Raw genomic sequence first — 19556 nt, forward strand, 5'->3', positions numbered from 1 at the left:
AAGACTTGCCCTGTCCAGGGTAAAGCGAATCAAGGAGGGCTGATAAAATTGAAGAAAGGTTTGATTTCCGTGCTTATTGCATCCAATCTGCTGATGCTTGTGATAGGTATTCTCACTATACCACCCAATTTGCAGTCAGCAGCAGTAAAGGAATCTCCTGTGCCGGGGGCTGAGCAAACAGTGCCCATCATACCGTCGCCGGAGGAACAAACCCCGCCTGGGACCATAGAAAGTGAAGGTATCCTCAGGCCGGCGGTAACAGGCACGAACTTGTCCACAGAAGAACGTCCCGATTTACAGGACTTTCTCTGGTACACAGAGGATGTGACTTATGATGGAGTTCCGTCCGATGCGAATATCATTGACAATATAGGCCAACTAACTGGAAGCTGGAAAGCACTGATTATTTATGACCCCAATAACGAATACGACGCAGGTGCTATGGAGTTTCTCAATGTCGCCCTTGCAGGTGCGGCGGAGAGCCTGAGCCTCACTCTCGACTGGTATCAGATTTTTTGGGCAAACGAGGGAGATAGCTTCGATGAAACGGATATGGAGGACGGTGTATTTCTCGGCAAGTGGGAAAACGGCAGCCTGTGGGCGTCTGGTGCGGGAACCATACACCTGACGCAGTTCTACGAGCTTAATGGAAAGCAATACGCCGTCGGCACAATGGATACGCCCGACGGGACACCGGCGCTGGTGGCGCTGGTAAGGCCATAAGGAGGTGTAATTATGGAAAATTTTTGTACTAATTGTGGCAAAGAGCTTCATACCAGCGCTCGCTTCTGCGCCAAATGCGGCGCGCCGGTTCTTGATGGGTCCGTGAGTCCTGTTCCCGCAGAACAGCCGAAACCTGTGGCACATACGCAGATTAAAAGCGAGGTACAGCCTAAAGAATATACTCCACCCCTTAAGATACCAAAAAGAAAAAGTGCCGCAGCACCGAAAAGAAACAGCGGGCGCAATACGCTGTGCATCGTGCTTTCCGTGCTACTTATCATACAGATCGTGGCGGTGGCCCTCTACGGCTGGCCGGGGTTTATGGTCGGCGGCGGAGTCAAGCGCCCTTCCGTACAGAAAAGCGACAGCTTTACCTTGCAGGAAGGGCAGACCACAGTTTCGACCGACGGCGGTGTGACGGTGGACTTCGGCCCATATAACGCAATGGACGGAGAAAAGGTGTCGGTAAAGGAGCTGTCCGCCGACAGCGACAGCATAGAGGGCGGCACACGCACGGCCTATGACATTTCAGCCGGTGAACGCACCGAGTTCGATGGTCTTTTGACGATCACGCTACCCTATGACGAAAGCAAAACCGATTCCACCGATGAGGAAGGTTCCGTGCTGGCGGAGTATTACAACAGGGAAACCAGCGAATGGGAGCTTGTGGACTACACCGTAAACACCACCGACAACACCGTTAACATCACCACCGACCATCTTTCGCAGTACTGCACTGTCACCCTGCGGGACGCAGGTTCGCCCTACGCTCTGCTGTCCAAATTCAGCAGCAAACGTCTGGACGATGAAACCGCGATAGCGATACTGCGAGAGTATGAACAGACTGGGCAGCCCGGCGAAGTGAGCGACAGTTTGCTGCAAACGTTTTACAAACAGTTTTTACCCATGCAATACCAACAAAATCTCGGTGACACCGAAGCGGAGGCTGTACATGAGCTTGTGGACTGGCTAGCCGACGTGAGTGAGCTAGCAGCGCAGGGCGGCGGCTATAAGCAAGCGGCAAGCGTCTTGGAAAAAACCGGCTATATGCTCCTTGGAGTTTCTGCTTTATCGCTGGGAGACACCATGATAGACGCATATAAGGGCAAAGAATCTGCCGAAACGGTGGCAGCGGAGGCTTACAAGCTGTCCTACAATGTTGGCGTGGCATTACTTGACTATAAAAAAATCACCACCGGCATGGTACAGCTCTCCATGCTGGGGGTCATCGCCCTTGACTACTCCCTGAACAAGTTCATGGTGGCAGCCAACCAAACCTATAAGGACGCTATTTTCAAAGCGGTTATTGCCTACAACGAGGAGGTACACCCGTGGACGGAGGCCGAATGGTACGCCCGCATTATGGGACTGTACAAAAACCGTGGTGACAACCCAGAAAAGTTCAACGCCGCTTTGAGAGGCATCATGGAAAACTACAGCTCCCGTTATTTCCATGACACATGGGAGGAGCAGCAGGTGGCAGCCAACCTAGCGGGTCTGCATACCTACACCACGGACGCCTTGCAGGTCACCGATGCCGCCAAGGAGTATTGCATCGAGCAGTATATGGCTCGTTTGGGCGAAAGACTTCAACCCGTCTTAGGCGAGGTTGTGAAGCGGATACGCTATGACTCTCTAAAGGCTTACGGCAAAAACGCCACGGAGCTACGGCAGGCACTCAACGCACCACTGGTATTTGAGGTCGCAGAGGAAATTCCCGACGGCGAAAAGAGCCAATATGCTGGCTGCACCGTGGTAATCTCCCGTCCAAATGCACCTGTGGGCGGGGCTTGGACAGTGGGACTGGACAAGTACGGACGGGCTTCACTCGACGCCACCATCTTGGGGTATATGCAGGCGGGCATCCCCACTCAGCTTCGTTTATGGAACAAGGGCGATGACGAGTTTGAGGACGAGCCGCTACTGACACAAACCTTTAAGGTTACGGAAAAGGTCACGGTGATCCCACTGGGTAAAACGGGTATCGATGCAAAATGGTTCGAAGGTAACTGGCGTAATCCAGTTCATAATACGGTAATGCGACTTGAAATAATCGATGATACAAAATGTAGCTATACAACAACAATTGACGATGAAAGTATCACCACCCAAACGACCTATGTTTTTGACAAAGAAACAAGCTCAATCACATTTGCAGCAAGCGATAAAAATGGAACAGATGGTCGCGTTTGGATGCCAGAAGTGATTTTCCATGGCTATGAAGAAAATGGGGGTGGCTATATCGCAAGTGGCAGCGGTAGCCGTTATGAGCGGATCAAATAATTGGAGGGAGTATCATCATGACAAAGAAAAATAAAAATAAAATACCATTGCCGATACTTATATTAATTTGCGCCGTGCTGGTGTTTGCTATGTATTTGAGCCTCTCTACGCTGACGCTTGCAATATGTGGCGACAGCGTTATGGGCACGGTGGACAGCTATCAGTCGCGTCTTGACGATACTGATGCGACGCAAAACCGCTCCCGCACCATTTCCAAAGGCTATTGGTTTCTGGCAAATGGCAAGGAATATCGGGGTCATGTGATGTACCAAAGCGACGAGGCATGGCCAAACCTTACCGAGGGTGAAACGCACTCGGAGCGCATCCGCTATCTTGGCCTTTTCCCATATGTCAACAAGCCTGCCATGCTGTCCGAATTTAGCGAGATGGGCGAAGTTGCGATCATTTACCATATCCTCGCACCCATCGGTTATCTGCTTTTGCTGCTACTTGTAATTCGCACAGCTAGAGGCGGGAAAAAGAAGAAAACAACGGTGAGAAAACCTGCCGCACCTCAAATAATCGAAGCAAGGAGTGATACAAATATGTTTTGTTATAACTGCGGAAATAAGCTGCCGAAGGGAGTGGTTTTCTGTTCAGGCTGCGGAGTAAAAATACAGGCCAGTACCCCTAACATCTGCACTACCTGTGGCGCAACTCTACCGGAGGACGCTGAATTTTGTATCAGTTGCGGCAAGGCAGTAAATTTAAGAACGCCGGAGCCGATGGAGGTAAGTCAAGCGTCATCTTCCGCTCCCCCACAGGATGACACGGGGCTGGTCGGCTTTTCCGACAGGTGTAATTCACCGGAGATACTAGCCACCGCACAGAAAAACAAGAAATTCTCTATTGGCTGTATGTGGATATTGGTTTTCGTGCCACTCATCGGTTTTCCCGTCGCTGGTCTGCTGATGGACGATTTCCCCTTTGGTGAATCTCTTGTCATCGGTGTTGGCATTGCCCTTATCATGCTGGTCGTTAATCTGCTGGCCTTGCGAAAAACCAAGCAGCCCATGTGGGATGGCGTAGTCGTCAATAAGTACAGCAAGGAGAAAAGCGAGCATAGGGGCGGCGAGGACGATAACTGGAGAACCTATACAGAATATAACACTATCATCAACACCGATGGGGGAAAGAAGAAAATCATCGTAGAAAAAGACAGTAACAGGCATATGTACGACTATCTGGGTGTAGGCGACAAGGTGCGTTTTCATCCGAAGTTCGGTACGTATGAAAAATACGACAAATCAAAAGATCGCATCATCTACTGCAACGTGTGTTCTATGATGAATCCAATACAGAATGATCGCTGCGAAAGGTGTAATAATCTGCTGTTTAAATAAATAAGGAGGTAGATTTCCAATGAAACAATTCAATACATTACTGGAGGCGGCGAAATGTGCCGCAACACGATGCGAAAGCTTCCGTTTTGCCACTTCCAATGATAGATACGACGTAAAAGACTTGCTGGTGCTTGCGGAGACAAGTGATAGCGAAGATCCCATCGACGAGGACAACTTTTATGTAGTATCGCCCGCCGGATCCATAGGCCTATGTGAAGATGGAGAGGATATTGACTGGCTGTTTCTGACAGTCTCCAGTACAGATGAGAATTTACCCACCACGCTTCAGACTACTTCACAAATAAAATTTTGCTCTAAATGTGGAAGTAGGGTTATTCTGGGTGCTAGCTTTTGTGGAACCTGTGGCAAAAAACTTAATTAGAAACACGGAAGAACCACTATAGATCAGTACTACTTGATATTTATGTTAGGTGAAAAACAAACCTAGCATAAATATCAAGTGTTAATTTTCTTTCTCCAATTAAATAGAAATACTAACTTCTCTAAGCAATGCACGAAATATATTTGTTTAAAGTTCCTGAAACCCTTGATTTAACAACACAAACTGCACCCATCACTATTATGACACGTTCCCCAGTTGTATGCCAAATATAACCAATTTTATTCATACCGAGTTCAAAATCAGCGTGCTTCAAGCGCTCGATAACGTTTTGTGTCGCATACACTTGATAGGGGCGCATAACTTTCAACATTTGTTTATTCTTTGTTCCGTCTAAAATCATGTAGTTGGTTGCCATTTGATGCGCCATCGGAATGGAAAGCATGGAGTCGGCAAATTCCTTCCAGTTGCGCACGATAGCATTATCACTCTTGCGTTGCCAATTAAAAGCAAAATCCTTATTAAATTTATCTGCCGTAGTATTTGCCATATACTTCACGTTGTTTGGTGTGATTGCTACCAAAACTTGTAAAGTCGAGAAAATGCCACGATACTGATTTTCATCAGCATACTGATGCATTTGATTGAGTGCTTCATTGACATCACGAGTGTCACGTTTTTCCTCAATCTGAATGATTGGTAGACCGTTAATTAATAGAGTGGTATCAAAATATCGAGTTTGTTTCCCTGTAATCACTGCTGGTCGTTTAATTTGATTGACCACTTGATAAACTGTATCTCCAGCCCCTATTTGTTTTTGATCAAAAATGGTAAGGAATACATGACGTCCATCATCTAAATCAATCTCGATTTGCGACACACCGTTTAGGCCGTACAAGAACTGCCCCCCTTCGTAAGGTGTCTGAATGTCAGAGATGATTTTTTTAACTTGATTAAATTCGACAGTACTTAGAGGATGGTCAAGGGTGTTTTGATTGTGCTGTTCTAAAATCCCCTTAAAGTTATCCCAGAGTTGTTCTGTAGTTTTAATATGTGGTTCATATTTCCACAGTTTGGTTTTTACAATATAATCAATATTTGATTCTGCAACAAAGTTGTTGATTCCCCCTAGATGCTCTGGTTTTGTAATTGTTCCGCTCGTAAGGTATTGAATTAATTCTGTTTCAAATTGAATCTCGTTCATTTATTACTTGCCTCCCTAAGCTTTTCTAGTACAATGATTGTTTGTGAATTTGCCACCCTATTTCTTTAGGCTTCTAGACGTAATTGATTGAAATAAAGTTCGCCGATAAGCTCCTGCTTTTCTATTGCTGGCAAATCTGGTAATTCAAGTTCTTTCACTTGTTTTAGGGTATATTTTAAAACTCGAGAACCCTGCAATCCCACTTGAAACGGTCTCTTAATGGATTTATCTTCATTTTAGCATAAATAGGTTCCTGATTTTTATCAGGAACCCTTAAAATTACATCTTATATCGTTTCTTAATCGACAACCAATTCATTGGAGTAAGAAAATTACCATACCATATCGGAATATTACCATTTCTATTAATCTTTAATCCAAGAAAATGCATACTCTATATTCTTAGGTAGCGTTATCTCAGAGGGAGATTCTATTTTAAATTGTCCTTTGATGCCCTTTTGTTTAACCGAAAAATCAAAGTGGGCTGCAGCAATTCCTAAATCTACTCTTTGAATATCATATGGAAAAACATCGCTGTAACCTGGTTCTTTTTGTTCATAGAAATGTAGTACATTATTCTCTACTACTACTCTCCATGGTTGCTTATTTGATGCCGACGGTGCAAGTCGTACCATCTCTAGCGGAAATGCAAAATCCCCTGCATCTTCTATTGACAAAGGTGTATTAAAATCCTTCATAAAAAATAACTCATTCCAATTCTTCCTATAATCAGCCTTTATCATTTTTCGCATAGCAAGTTCCTTGATATGCTTTTTCTCTGCTGCATATCCATAAGGGCTTATAATGGGCAAAAGCTCTCCTTCTTTAATATTCATTGCATGTGCAAATCCTTTTCGATCAAAAGTGCCCCCAAGCCAGCAAGTTCCGAGACCTAGATGTGCCAAATAAAGAACCACAGCCTCAAACTCATAACCAAGGGCTTCTAATGTCATTGGTTCTAGTTTTATGGTTGTACCAATATAATTTTTTGCTCCTTTTATTACACCGTAGGTACCAAGTTTCTTTTTTTCATTAGAATCCTCCATATGAAAAAGGTGAAAATCGACTTCTTTTCCAAAGGGATTGTCTAGAGAATCTATGAAGACCTTTATTTCATTTATCTTTTCGCTTTCAATCTTTACATCTTTATAATTCCTCACACTGTATCTTTTTTTTACTACCTCTTCTATTGAAAAATCTATATCCATCACAATCACTCCTCTATATCTATTTAAACTAGAGATACCATATATTATACTCTAATCTAGATTATCTAGCTATTCTTTCAAATAATCAACATGATACTGGGTTCTTCTTTCCTACGTTTATAGAACTTAAAACTTTATTTATTGACAACAGTTATATACTGTTATATACTGTTTGTGAATGGAGGATACAAAAATATGCATATTATAATAAACAATTCATCCATGATACCCATCTACGAACAGATAATGGATCAGATTAAAACAGCAATTATTAATGAAGATTTACTTGAAGGGGATGTTTTACCTTCGGTTCGAGGATTGGCAAAGGAATTAAAAATAAGTGCTCTTACAGTCAAGAAGGCATATGACCATCTTGAACAAGAGGGTTTTACAACAACTGTTCACGGCAAGGGTACATTTGTAGCAGAGACGAATAAAGAATTACTCAAAGAAGAACATCGAAAAGAGCTCGAATGGAATTTAGAACAGGCAATTTTCAAAGGAAGAAGATGTGGTTTAAGGGATGAAGAAATTCGCAATTTATTTGAACTTATTATGGAGGAATAAAGATGCTAATAGTCAACAATTTAATTAAAAATTATGATGGATTTTCTTTAAATTGCTCTCTAAACGTTTTACCAGGATCTATTACAGGATTGATTGGAAAAAATGGTTCTGGAAAAAGCACAACTTTTAAAGCCGCACTGGGTTTAATACATATCGATGGTGGTAGTATAGAAATTTTAGGCAAAGACCTTAAACAGATTACAAATAAAGATAAACAAAAACTTGGTGTTGCCCTATCGGACTCTGGCTTTAACACATATCTTACGATACAAGATATTACGTATATATTAAAAAATATGTACGATGAATATGATAATGAGAAGTTCCTTGCTCAATGTGGTCAATTCGGTTTACCACAAAATAAGAAAATCAAGGAATTTTCCACAGGAATGAAAGCAAAGTTAAAGATAATAGTGGCAATGAGTCATAATGCAAGTTTATTGATTTTAGATGAGCCTACAGTAGGCCTTGATGTAATGGCTCGTGACGAATTACTTGATCTATTACGAAATTATATGGCGGAAGATGATAGTCGTTCTATTCTTATTAGTTCCCATATTTCATCTGATTTAGAAAGCTTGTGCGATGATATTTACATGATACATGATGGAAAGATTATTTTGCACGAAGAAACAGATATCCTACTGAGTGACTATGCATTATTGAAATTAGATCAAAATCAGTTTGAGCAACTAGATAAACAATACATCGTAAAGTATAAAAAAGAAACCTATGGATACAGTTGCTTAACAAACCAAAAACAGTTTTATTTAGAAAACTATCCAGATATTATAATTGAAAAGGGAAATATCGACAATCTTATTACAATGATAAGTAGAGGTGTTAAAATATGAGAGGAATGCTAACTAAGGATATAAGGCTAATGCTTCAACAAAAGAAATTTTTTATTTTCTTAATTTTTATTGCTATATTTATAAATTATGGTTCTGATGATTATTTTATAATAGGGTACTTAACTTTTGCTTGCTCCATTTTTGTACTGAGTACTATGAGCTATGATGAATACGATAATTGTTATCCGTTTTTAATGACTTTACCTGTTGATAGAAAATCCTATGTAAAAGAAAAGTTCCTCTTTGGACTCTTGTTAGGCGCAGTTGCATGGATTGTAGGAGTTGTAATATCTCTAGGATCTCATATTATTAGGACTCAAGATCTTGCATATACAGAATTCTTTCTAATGGCCGTTATTTACATACCAATTTTTATGATATTACTATCCATTACAATCCCATTTCAACTAAAGTTTGGTGGGGAAAAAAGTAGAATTGTTATGTTAGGAACAGTTGGCGCTGTATTTTTAGTCGTTCATTTGTTAATTAAACTAGCAGAAAATATGGGTGTAGATATTGATGCAATAGAAAATGCGCTATCTGCTGTTCATATAGGTCTCATTAACGCAGCTCTAATTCTAGTTGCAGTTGTAGGCTTGATGATTTCTTATATGATAAGTTCTGCAATTATGGAGAAGAAAGATTTTTAATGAAATGACCTCTTTATAAAAATATTGTAACACCCACTTTGATTTGTTATTAAGAGGAAAGGCAGATTTTTTGCCTTTCCTCTTTTATTGCTTTTGAATTTATTGATATCGAAGAGCCTTGTTGTAGGTATCATAAATCAAAAGCATGGTTTAATGGACCACTTCCCGCACCTAAATCGAGCATATCCGATAAAGCAGCAGAAATATAATTCTTTGCTTTTTCTACAGATATAGACAAGTCTTCTCCCTTGGCAAGATTAGAAGCGATTGCGCTAGAAAGGGTACAACCTGTACCGTGAGTATTTGAATTACCAATTCGTTTTCCATAGAACCAACGATATTCTCCACTACTGTACAATAAATCATTGGCATCATTCATATTGTGCCCGCCCTTGCAAAGAACTGCACAATTGTAAGCTTTGCTGATCATTTCTGCTGCTTTTATCATATCAGCAGCACTTTCTATCTTCATAGATGAAAGCACCTCAGCCTCTGGAATATTTGGCGTTACAACAGTGGCAAGGGGCAACAATTTTTCTTTTAGTGCACTTATTGCATCATCAGTAATAAGCTTAGAACCGCTGGTTGCTACCATTACAGGATCAACAACGATATTTTCTGCCTTGTAATGAATCAGTTTGTCTGCAATAGTGGAAATGAGTTCTGTAGAAGACACCATACCAATCTTTACTGCATCCGGGCGAATATCATTAAACACACTGTCAATCTGCATAGCAAGAAAGTCTGGCGTTACTTCCAAAACACCTTGAACACCTACTGTATTTTGCGCAGTAAGAGCTGTAATTGCACTCATAGCATAAACTCCATTTGTGATCATTGTCTTAATATCTGCTTGAATACCAGCTCCCCCACTTGAATCGCTTCCAGCGATGGTCAATGCTGTTTTCATATGAATATCTCCTCCAATTATCTTAGATCTACTATATCAAAATCAGACACTGCCAGAACGCCTCCTGGTTTTTATCCTCTATTTTATATAGGCTAAATGGTACTCTCTATTGTTCAGACTTCACCATTTTTTGTGAGAGCAATCTGAGAGATTTGCACTCTAACTCGATATCTATTACCCCAAAAATTGCGGAAACAAGGGCTGCTCCATCTACACCTGTACCTGACAGCTCCAAAATATTCGATTTACTAATGCCTCCAATGGCAACAATAGGAATAGATACTGCCTTACAGATTTCTTTTAAGGTCTCATGGGATATTGTATTGGCATCGAGTTTTGTTTTTGTAGAAAATACTGCGCCAACACCCAGATAATCTGCTCCTGCTTTTTCGGCAGCAAGTGCCTGTTCTACGGTCTGTACTGAAACGCCAATGATCATGTTGTCTCCAACTAAAGAACGAACACTTCCCGTTTCCATATCTTTTTGTCCTACATGTATGCCATCTGCATTACATTTTATAGCAATTTCTACATTGTCATTGATAATGAGAGGAACACCGTAGCGAGAGCATAAAGCCTTCATCTCCATTGCCTCCGCAAGAAATGCTTCTTGGTCTAGTTCTTTTTCCCGCAATTGAACACAAGTTATGCCACCCTTAATGGCATCTTCTACTTGTTCCATTAATGTTTGCTTACCTACCCATGCACGGTCAGTTACAGCATAAAGTAACATCATATCTTTAATATATTTTATATTTATCGCCACCTTATTCCAATGTGAAGAATATTATTTACATTCATTTTTTAATACATTTCATATCTAGCACCCCGCTCTAGTTCATCACCATCAAGATTGTAAATAGCATCAATGATGTAATTGCGATAACTTGCATTTCCGTCTTCACCTTTTAATCGTTTATAAGCTTTTTCTCCGCAGAATCCCATAGCACAAATAGCAGCTACTGTTGCTTCAAGAAGCTTATCTGGGTTTGCTGTTATAAAGGCTGCAATTAGAGCAGAAAGCTGACAACCTGTTCCTGTAATACTCCTCATCATAGGATGACCATTATAGATGCAGTATGCTTTTTCATTGTAAGCCACTAGATCAATGGCGCCAGTAATAGCTATGATTGAGCCGGTTTTCCTTGAAAAGTCTTTTGCAAAGGATATGGCTTGCTCTAGGCTGTCTTTCGTTATGCTGTCGGATAAGTCAGCATCCACCCCTCTAGTAGTGCCTTGGCCTAAAGCTAAAGTTTTAATTTCTGAAGCATTACCACGAATGACAGTAAACTCAATGTGTTCTATAAGTTCCATAGCTGTTTTTGTTCGAAGGGCTGATGCCCCAGCACCTACTGGATCTAATACAATAGGATGACTAAGCTGGTTTGCCCTCTTTCCTGCTGCAAGCATAGCAGGAATGGTCCGCTGGTTTAGTGTTCCGATATTAATATTTAATCCACCGCAAATCCTTGTAATATCCTCTACCTCATCAATATCATCTGCCATGATAGGCGAACCACCACAAGCAATAAGGATATTTGCACAATCATTAACCGTTACATAGTTTGTAATATTGTGAACCAAAGGAGAAGTTCTTTTTACATTTTCAAGAATTTCTCTAAGCATTATGAATCCCCCCCTCCTCTTGAGTCATTGTCTTGTGTAGTCCTGTTTTCTTTAAAGAACTTAAGAGAATTGCAGAAAAAAAGGCACCACCTACTGTTGAGATCAGAAACGGTACAATATAAGCATAAAAAGCAATATCTCCAGCACTTTTACCCATTAAAAGTATGGCAACAGGGTAAGCACTCAATCCTCCAAGTATAGACGTACCAAAGGCTTCAGCAATCAAAGTTAAGGATATGTTTTTTGTTTTGTAGTATACAATTCCGCACAGCAAAGCGCCAAACATACTTCCTGGAAAAGCCATAAGGCTACCGAGTCCAAGAAGATTCCGAAGGAAACTTGCTACAAAAGCTACGCCTACACCATACCAAGGTCCTAATATTACAGCACAGATAATATTTACCATATGCTGAATAGGAGCACATTTACTTCCAAATACGGGAAAAGAGAATAAGCTACCAACAATGGCAATGGTACATAAAATTCCAGCAATAGACAATTTTTTTATTTCATTATTTTTCATTATAAAAACTCAACCTTTTCACCTTTTAAAACCTTATTCGTTGTTCTCATAGCGCACATTTTTCCGCACATAGAACAACTTTCATCGTCAGAAGGAGGCGTGCTTTCGAAATACTCTCTTGCCTTTTTACCATCTATAGCAAGGGAAAACATCTCTTCCCAATCAATTCGTCGCCTTGCATCGCTCATTTTATTATCCCACTCACGTGCATTTGGTATTCCCTTTGCAATATCAGCTGCATGAGCAGCAATTTTTGATGCAATAATTCCTTCTTTCACATCTCCTAAATCTGGTAAGCGCAAATGCTCTGCAGGTGTTACATAACACAAGAAATCCGCTCCATGAGATGCCGCAATTGCACTACCAATAGCTGATGTAATATGATCATATCCAGGTGCTATATCTGTAACGATTGGTCCTAAAACATAAAATGGCGCCCCATAACAAAGCCTTTTTTGAAGAGCCATATTTGCTGCAATTTCATTCATTGCCATATGACCTGGTCCTTCTACCATAACTTGAACATCTCTCTCCCAAGCTCGCTTTGTTAAGCTTCCTAGTTCGATTAATTCACTAATTTGTCCAGCATCTGTACTATCGTTAATGCTTCCTGGTCTTAATGCATCTCCTAAACTAATGGTTACATCGTACTGTCTAAGGATCACTAAAATGTCATCGTAATATTCGTAAAAAGGATTTTCATTACCTGTCATTTCCATCCAAGCAAAAATCAAAGAACCACCACGAGAGACGATATTGGTCAATCTGTTTGTGCGCTTAAAACTTTCAACTGCCTTTTTATTGATACCTGCATGTATTGTCATAAAATCTACACCCTGCTTTGCATGAGCTTCAATGACCTTTAGAAAATCTGTAGCAGATATTTTTGCGAGATCTTTTTCAAGATAGCCTATGGCGTCATACATAGGTACAGTACCAATCATCGCCTTGGAATAAGAGATGAGTTGTTGTCGAAAAGTATTGGTTTTGCCGTAATTACTTAAATCCATAATCGCTTCTGCACCTAAATCTATGGCCATTTTTACCTTTTGCATCTCTTGTGTGTGATCAATACAATCTCCAGATACCCCTAAATTTACATTAATTTTAGTTCTTAGTCCTTCTCCAATTCCTTCTGGGCTTAAAGATTTGTGATTTGAGTTCGCTGGTATTGCTATCCTACCATATGCCACTAAGTCTCTAAGCTTCTCCTCTGAGAATTGTTCTTTTTTTGCGACTACCTTCATTTCTTCTGTAATAATACCTTTTTTAGCTGCTTCCATTTGAGTTTTGTAAGACATCTTGATTCTCCTTAACTTTATTTAAATGCAGTTAGGATACCTCATAAGAAAACATCGATTTTGTTGTGTATGACAATTGACGTTTTTACTCGCTCTGCAACCTCGACAGTCACTTCGTCGCGACCTTGTTACACGAAAAAAGGTGCTTCCCAGAGGGCAAGCACCAAATATGTACACAAACAACACATATCAATGTATATTGCTTCCCTACGACGGTATTAACCGACAGGTTCAAAGGGTCAGGCTAAAAGCCTTCTCAACATTAAGTCCCCCTGCAAATATACCTTATAATAACTCTTCTAGATAAAATTGTCAACCCCAACGTAATTTTTGTCTTTTCTACATTATACTATCAATTCTATAAATAGAAAATTGTTGAATTTATTCAATATTTGTGATAATCTATATTAAATAAATAACTTTTCAACGTTAATGGCAAACCCTTCGAAAGATGGGGACGCAAAGCCAAGGGCCTTTCACTTGTGTGAATGGCAGCCGGTTACCAAAAGAGGAGTATTGAAATGTAATCATACCCCTAATTTTGTTGGGGGTATTTTTTATTTTTGCGATAGCAAAATAAATTATATTAAAAAATACCATCAACTATACTCCTAAAGAAAAACTATTACTAAAGGAGAAATGTATAATGGAAAGAAAATGGGAATTTGTAATACTACTTAAAACAATTTTTAATTTGATTACTAAAGGTACTTTATTTCCAGAAGGTACATTATTTGAGATTGATGAGTTATTCCAAAACGAAGAGTAAAAGTAATTCTAACAAAAATCGGGATCATATTAAAATATAATCCCGATTCTTCTAAAAAGTAATGATACCTGTCAGAAAGCTATCTACTTTATCACCATATTGCGTATTATAGTCTATCCATATTTCACAGTGCCCACCATCTTCTACGGTCTAAATATACTTACTATTTTTCTTTTTTCATATTTTTTTACCCTCATACGCTTAAAAGACGCTAGGTATTTAACCTAGCGTCTTTTAGATATGTTTTATTTAAATGATTGAATATATAATTCTTTAAGTTCGCTGATGAGTGGGTATCTTGGGTTTGCACCTGTACATTGATCATCAAATGCTTGTTCAGCCATTGCATCAACTTTAGCCATGAATTCTTTTTCGTCTACTCCGAATTCTTTAATAGACTTAGGAATATTGATAGTTGCTTTTAATTCTTCTATTTTTGCTACTAAACCATCAAATTTTTCTTGATCGGTCTTGCCTGATATTCCTACATATGCAGCAACTTCAGCATAGCGTTTTAATGCTTGAGGATACTTGTATTGAGAGAAAGTAGCCATTTTTGGAGCTTCTGTAGCATTGTATTTCATAACATTTGTCATCAATAATGCATTTGCAATACCATGTGGTACATGGAAGTTTGCTCCTAGTTTATGTGCTAAAGAGTGGTTAATACCTAGGAATGCATTAGAGAAGGCAAGAGCTGCAAGAGTAGATGCATTAGACATTTTTTCACGAGCTTCTACATCTTCTGCGCCATATTTGTATGCTCTTGGTAAATATTCAAAAACTAGTTTTGCTGCTGTTAAAGCAAATCCATTTGTGTAGTCAGTAGCAAATGTTGAAACATAAGCTTCTATTGCATGAGTTAATACGTCAATACCAGAAGCTGCTGTTAAGCCTTTTGGTTGGTTCATCATATTGTCAGCATCACTTATTGCGATTGTTGGTAATATATTATAATCAGCTAGTGAGTATTTAATTTGTGTTTGTTCATCAGTAATAATAGCAAATGGAGTTACTTCAGAACCAGTACCTGATGTTGTTGCGATACAAATCAGGATAGCTTTTTCGCCCATCTTAGGGAATGTGTATACTCTCTTTCTAATATCCATAAATCTCATTGCTAAATCAGTAAATTCAGCTTCTGGATGTTCGTACATAATCCACATAATCTTAGCAGCATCCATAGCAGAACCTCCACCGATTGCAATAATACAATCTGGTTCAAAAGCTCTCATAGCTGCAACACCTTTGTTTGCAGTCGCTAAAGTTGGATCTGGAGCTACATCGTAGAATGTAGTATGAGTAATGCCATAGTCATCTAATTGATCTGTAACTGCTTTAGTGGCGCCACTCTTATATAAGAATGTATCTGTTACAATAAATACCTTTTTAGAGCTGTATACATCTTTTAATTCAGCAAGGGCTACAGGTGTAGAACCTTTCTTGAAGTAAACCTTTTCAGGAGTTCTTAACCAAAGCATATTTTCTCTCCTCTCAGCGACGGTTTTAACATTTATTAAATCTTTTATTCCAACGTTTTCAGATACGGAGTTACCTGCCCAAGTTCCGCAGCCTAGTGTTAATGATGGAAGAAGTCTAAAGTTATAAAGGTCACCAATACCGCCATGAGAAGAAGGAGTATTAATTAAAATACGGCATGTTTTAATTCTTTCTTCAAATTTCTTTATTTTATCAGTAGCTTTTACAGGATCAGCGTAAATTACAGAAGTGTGTCCTATTCCACCGTCAGTTACAAGTCTATCTACTATATCTAAAGCTTGATCGAAGTTGTTCGCTTTGTATATAGCAAGTATAGGAGAAAGTTTTTCATGTGCAAATGGCTCAAGTGTAACATCTACTTCCGTTACTTCTCCAATAAGAATCTTTGCTTCTTTTGGACACTCAAATCCAGCTAATTGTGCTATTTGATAAGGGCTTCTACCAACGATTTTTGCATTGATACCGCCATTAGCGTTTAAGATAACTTTTCTTACCTTTTCTTTTTCATCATTATTCATTATGTAGCAGCCTCTGTAAGCGAACTCTTTAATAGCTTTATCATAAACGCTACTTAGAATAACTGAAGATTGTTCAGAAGCACAAATTGTACCATTATCAAATGTTTTAGAAGCGATGATTGAGCTAACAGCCATAAGGACATCTGCACTGTCATCGATTAACGCAGGAGTATTACCATTACCTACACCTACAGCTGGTTTTCCAGATGAATAAGCTGATTTAACCATTCCAGGACCACCTGTTGCAAGTACCATATCTGCGTCTTTCATAACTTCTATTGATAAATCAATAGATGGTTCATCGATCCATGCTAAAATTCCTTTTGGAGCACCAGCTGCAACAGCTGCATCTAGACAAACTTTTACCGCTGCAATAGTACATCTTTTAGCACCTGGATGTGGAGAGAAGATGATACCATTTCTAGTTTTTAAAGCTAAAAGGCATTTAAAAATAGCTGTTGATGTCGGATTGGTTGTAGGTATAACAGCTGCTAAAACACCAATTGGCTCAATAATCTTTTTGAAACCAAATGCTTTATCTTCATCAATAACGCCAACTGTTTGAGTGTTCTTATATGCATTGTATATGTATTCTGAAGCAAAATGATTTTTGATTACTTTGTCTTCGACTACACCCATGCCAGTGTCTTCTACTGCCATTTTTGCTAAAGGAATTCTTTGTTGGGTAGCTGCTGTAGCTGTTGCTAAGAATATTGCATCAACTTGCTCTTGAGTATAAGTTGAAAATATTCTTTGAGCTTCTTTTACTTCTGCAATTTTTGCTTTTAATGTCTCTACGCTGTTTACCAAGCCGTTGTTTACTACTACTTTTTCTTCTTTAATTTTTTTCTCTGACATTAATATGCCCCCTTAAAGTATTATAATAAATACATTTGGTATTCATTTAAAACCATTACCTAAAACTATCTAAAAACTATTATCGATATTTTAGCGCTAAATATCAGTTGTTGACCTCAAAACTAGTATATATTAACGTTTTTATAAAGTCAACTGAAAAGAAAATAACAATCTTTATTATAAATTTCAAAAAACGAACCAATATATAAATTGATATTAAATGCATATTTATCCTTTGTAATTCAAGGGATATAAGGTTTTATCCTTCGTTTTGGACAAGTTTAGAGAAAACAGTTTTTATTCAACTGATTAACAATCTATAAATAGACAATTTTGAGATAAATATTCGTACAAGCAAGGTATCTAAAGGCTTGGCAACTTTTATTCCTCGGAAAATATATTTCATTAATTTGTTATTTGATAAACTATCTGGCTATTTTCGAGAAGTTTTAGAAAGGTTTTAGAAAAATCTAATAAATTTATAAATACTTAGATAAGAAGTCAAAGAACCAACGAAAATTGATTCGTCGGTTTAAAATGCGGAAAATATTTGCCAGTAAAAGGCATGCTATGGACTATTTCATCTAATTGTTCTAAAATACAAATAATTGTAATAGGGCTAATAATCTACAGCAGTTTTTCAACGAGATGTGGTATTTTGTCTGTAGCCGTTTTTATTGCGTTTTGGCGTTCTTCTTCTGTTGTTCCTGTGCCATCTACCAATAATTCATCAAAAGTACTGATACCAATAAATTTCATAATATCTTCAACATAGTTTAGACCTTTAGAAAGAGCTGATTTTAGAATCCATGGAATATTGCCACCAGAAGATTGAACATAAATAAATACTCTTTTCTTATCATCCATAAGACCATGTGGTTTGTTTCCTTCAAAGGTAATTGTTTTTCCAGACTGTATAATACAATCTAGATATTCCTTTACTGGAGCTGGAAATGATAGGCTCCACATTGGAGCTGCTAGAACATAAATATCAGCTGCCTTAAATTGATCACAAAGATGTTCTACTTTGGCAACCTCCTTTTGTTCCTCTGCAGTAAGCTTATTTCTTGCCTCTGAACTAACAATGGTACTTCTACTTTGAAAATAGCAACCTTTTAATTGAGGAATGTGTTCTTCGTACAGATTTAGTTCCTCCAATTCCACATTTGGAACTTTCTCTAAGATTGTATTTACTAATGCTCTACTAACTGTCCTACTTGAAGACTGCTCTTCAGCCTTCGAGTTTGCAATAATATAAAGTAATTTTTTCATACATATCACCTCAGTATGTTATTTGAATACTAAAAGTATTATGTATCTTTTTAATATACTCTATTCTTTTTTCCATTAATGGCTACAACAGATTATAATGATGAAAATTTTATTCTACTATTTCCTTAACTCTCTTTGCAAAGGCATCCGCTAAGTTTCTATGCTCTTCTTTTGTCAGATGTAGTCCATCTTCTTCCGATGGTTTGGCTGCTAATGCAGCATCCATAAATTCTACACCTAGTTCTTCTGCAATCATTTGAAATTGTGATGCCAATTGCAAACATTTCTCGTAGGATTCTACATATTCAAACTCTTCGCCAAATAGGGATGTTTCTATTGCTTTTCCTATATGTATTGGTGAAACAAGCAATATTTTTGTGCATGCATTCGCATTGCTATTTTCTCTTAGCCATTCAATGGCCATTTTAGCTAACTCCCTTACCCCTCTTGCTATATCAGAAGGCTCTGCATTAAACTCTTTTTTAAGATCATTACTTCCAAGCATAATGATAATTAAATCTAATGGTTGATGAGTTTCAATACACGGAATAATCATTTTTCTTCCGTTTCGATTACTATCAAAGGGATCATCGAAAACCGTAGTTCTGCCACATAATCCTTCTTCAATAATTTTATAATCAGATCCTAATAATTGCTGTAATACGCCTGTCCAGCGTTCTTTCTTAGTATACCTTCTTCCAGTAAGGGGAACAAACCCAAAAGTATTAGAGTCACCGTAACATAGTATTCGCTTTTTAATTTTATTGCTCATTTTAATTTCCTCTCTATTTCATAGATTCGTTAGGGACCTTTCTCCCACTATTTTTCCATGATGATGAGAGCATTTATCTAAGCAGAAAATTCTTACAATATGTCCCTACTTGCACATTATTACACTTTGTGAAAAAATGCAAGCAAGCATGATATTAAATAATAAACAAAGAGCACTTTTGAAAATCCGTTTAAGATCACTCTATTTTCGATAAAAATCAAATATGAAGAAATAGGCAAGCGGTGAATAATATAATACAAAAACTAAAAAGTAGGTATTGTATTTAGGGACAGTTAACCTTCTCTCCTAAAATCCGGACGAGAAAATTACTGTCCC

Annotated in this window: 18 protein-coding genes, 1 pseudogene and 2 riboswitches; of the genes and pseudogenes, 8 read left to right on the forward strand and 11 right to left on the reverse strand. The window is 38.6% G+C overall.

The annotated features are described in order from the left end of the window. Positions 1-48 precede the first annotated feature (48 nt). The 4 genes from DES36_RS06605 to DES36_RS06620 are packed head-to-tail and all read left to right on the forward strand — an operon-like array spanning position 49 to position 4731. Positions 49-723, forward strand: coding sequence for a hypothetical protein (locus DES36_RS06605; protein WP_113920443.1), 675 nt, complete (start codon positions 49-51; stop codon positions 721-723). A 12-nt stretch (positions 724-735) separates the two neighbouring features. Further along, the gene (locus DES36_RS06610) at positions 736-3006 is read left to right on the forward strand and encodes a zinc ribbon domain-containing protein (RefSeq protein WP_242981720.1); all 2271 of its coding nucleotides are present in this window, start codon (positions 736-738) and stop codon (positions 3004-3006) included. 17 nt (positions 3007-3023) lie between these two features. Then, on the forward strand, positions 3024-4349 hold the full coding sequence (locus tag DES36_RS06615) for a zinc ribbon domain-containing protein (protein WP_113920444.1): 1326 nt from the start codon (positions 3024-3026) through the stop codon (positions 4347-4349). Between the two features lie 19 nt (positions 4350-4368). Then, positions 4369-4731 carry a zinc-ribbon domain-containing protein gene (locus DES36_RS06620; RefSeq protein ID WP_113920445.1) on the forward strand — a complete coding sequence of 121 codons (363 nt, stop codon included), beginning with the start codon at positions 4369-4371 and terminating at the stop codon, positions 4729-4731. A gap of 160 nt (positions 4732-4891) precedes the next feature. On the opposite strand, the pseudogene DES36_RS06625 reads toward DES36_RS06620, so the two are convergent. The 3 genes and pseudogenes from DES36_RS06625 to DES36_RS06635 form a co-directional block, all read right to left on the reverse strand. After that, positions 4892-5893: pseudogene (locus DES36_RS06625) on the reverse strand (type I restriction endonuclease); the annotation flags it as partial. Positions 5894-5958: 65 nt separating this feature from the next. Beyond that, entirely contained in the window at positions 5959-6096 is a 138-nt protein-coding gene (locus DES36_RS15440) for a hypothetical protein (RefSeq protein WP_423230750.1), read from the reverse strand. 161 nt (positions 6097-6257) lie between these two features. Next, on the reverse strand, positions 6258-7100 hold the full coding sequence (locus DES36_RS06635) for a nitroreductase family protein (RefSeq protein ID WP_113920446.1): 843 nt from the start codon (positions 7098-7100) through the stop codon (positions 6258-6260). A 195-nt stretch (positions 7101-7295) separates the two neighbouring features. Here DES36_RS06635 and DES36_RS06640 point away from each other — a divergent pair, with 195 nt between their 5' ends. The 3 genes from DES36_RS06640 to DES36_RS06650 are packed head-to-tail and all read left to right on the forward strand — an operon-like array spanning position 7296 to position 9171. Beyond that, on the forward strand, positions 7296-7667 hold the full coding sequence (locus DES36_RS06640) for a GntR family transcriptional regulator (protein WP_113920447.1): 372 nt from the start codon (positions 7296-7298) through the stop codon (positions 7665-7667). Between the two features lie 2 nt (positions 7668-7669). Further along, positions 7670-8521, forward strand: coding sequence for an ATP-binding cassette domain-containing protein (locus DES36_RS06645; RefSeq protein WP_113920448.1), 852 nt, complete (start codon positions 7670-7672; stop codon positions 8519-8521). Beyond that, the gene (locus tag DES36_RS06650) at positions 8518-9171 is read left to right on the forward strand and encodes an ABC-2 transporter permease (protein WP_113920449.1); all 654 of its coding nucleotides are present in this window, start codon (positions 8518-8520) and stop codon (positions 9169-9171) included. The genes DES36_RS06645 and DES36_RS06650 overlap by 4 nt, the downstream gene beginning before the upstream one ends. A gap of 130 nt (positions 9172-9301) precedes the next feature. Here DES36_RS06650 and thiD read toward each other — a convergent pair whose 3' ends face one another. The 5 genes from thiD to thiC form a co-directional block, all read right to left on the reverse strand. Continuing rightward, entirely contained in the window at positions 9302-10081 is a 780-nt protein-coding gene (gene thiD / locus DES36_RS06655; RefSeq protein WP_113920450.1) for a bifunctional hydroxymethylpyrimidine kinase/phosphomethylpyrimidine kinase, read from the reverse strand. Between the two features lie 106 nt (positions 10082-10187). Continuing rightward, positions 10188-10817, reverse strand: a complete 630-nt coding sequence (thiE, locus tag DES36_RS06660; RefSeq protein WP_341457127.1) for a thiamine phosphate synthase — start codon at positions 10815-10817, stop codon at positions 10188-10190. Positions 10818-10885: 68 nt separating this feature from the next. Next, positions 10886-11707, reverse strand: a complete 822-nt coding sequence (gene thiM / locus DES36_RS06665; protein ID WP_113920451.1) for a hydroxyethylthiazole kinase — start codon at positions 11705-11707, stop codon at positions 10886-10888. Then, entirely contained in the window at positions 11700-12230 is a 531-nt protein-coding gene (gene thiW, locus DES36_RS06670; protein WP_113920452.1) for an energy coupling factor transporter S component ThiW, read from the reverse strand. The genes thiM and thiW overlap by 8 nt, the downstream gene beginning before the upstream one ends. After that, positions 12230-13531: a phosphomethylpyrimidine synthase ThiC gene (thiC, locus tag DES36_RS06675; protein WP_113920453.1), complete on the reverse strand. Its 1302-nt coding sequence runs from the start codon at positions 13529-13531 to the stop codon at positions 12230-12232. The genes thiW and thiC overlap by 1 nt, the downstream gene beginning before the upstream one ends. 186 nt (positions 13532-13717) lie before the next feature. Continuing rightward, positions 13718-13815: riboswitch (TPP riboswitch) on the reverse strand. 140 nt (positions 13816-13955) lie between these two features. Then, a riboswitch (cyclic di-GMP riboswitch) is annotated at positions 13956-14038 on the forward strand. 139 nt (positions 14039-14177) lie between these two features. Between thiC and DES36_RS15295 the strand changes: the two genes are divergently transcribed. Continuing rightward, on the forward strand, positions 14178-14300 hold the full coding sequence (locus tag DES36_RS15295) for a hypothetical protein (RefSeq protein ID WP_278278696.1): 123 nt from the start codon (positions 14178-14180) through the stop codon (positions 14298-14300). Positions 14301-14545: 245 nt separating this feature from the next. Here DES36_RS15295 and adhE read toward each other — a convergent pair whose 3' ends face one another. The 3 genes from adhE to DES36_RS06690 form a co-directional block, all read right to left on the reverse strand. Next, positions 14546-17176 carry a bifunctional acetaldehyde-CoA/alcohol dehydrogenase gene (adhE, locus tag DES36_RS06680; RefSeq protein WP_113920454.1) on the reverse strand — a complete coding sequence of 877 codons (2631 nt, stop codon included), beginning with the start codon at positions 17174-17176 and terminating at the stop codon, positions 14546-14548. A gap of 627 nt (positions 17177-17803) precedes the next feature. Then, complete coding sequence (locus tag DES36_RS06685) at positions 17804-18448, reverse strand: FMN-dependent NADH-azoreductase (protein ID WP_113920455.1); 645 nt, start codon at positions 18446-18448, stop codon at positions 17804-17806. 109 nt (positions 18449-18557) lie between these two features. Then, on the reverse strand, positions 18558-19220 hold the full coding sequence (locus DES36_RS06690) for an SGNH/GDSL hydrolase family protein (RefSeq protein ID WP_113920456.1): 663 nt from the start codon (positions 19218-19220) through the stop codon (positions 18558-18560). Between the last annotated feature and the right edge of the window lie 336 nt (positions 19221-19556).

The sequence above is a fragment of the Alkalibaculum bacchi genome, assembly GCF_003317055.1.
GTDB lineage: Bacteria > Bacillota > Clostridia > Eubacteriales > Alkalibacteraceae > Alkalibaculum > Alkalibaculum bacchi.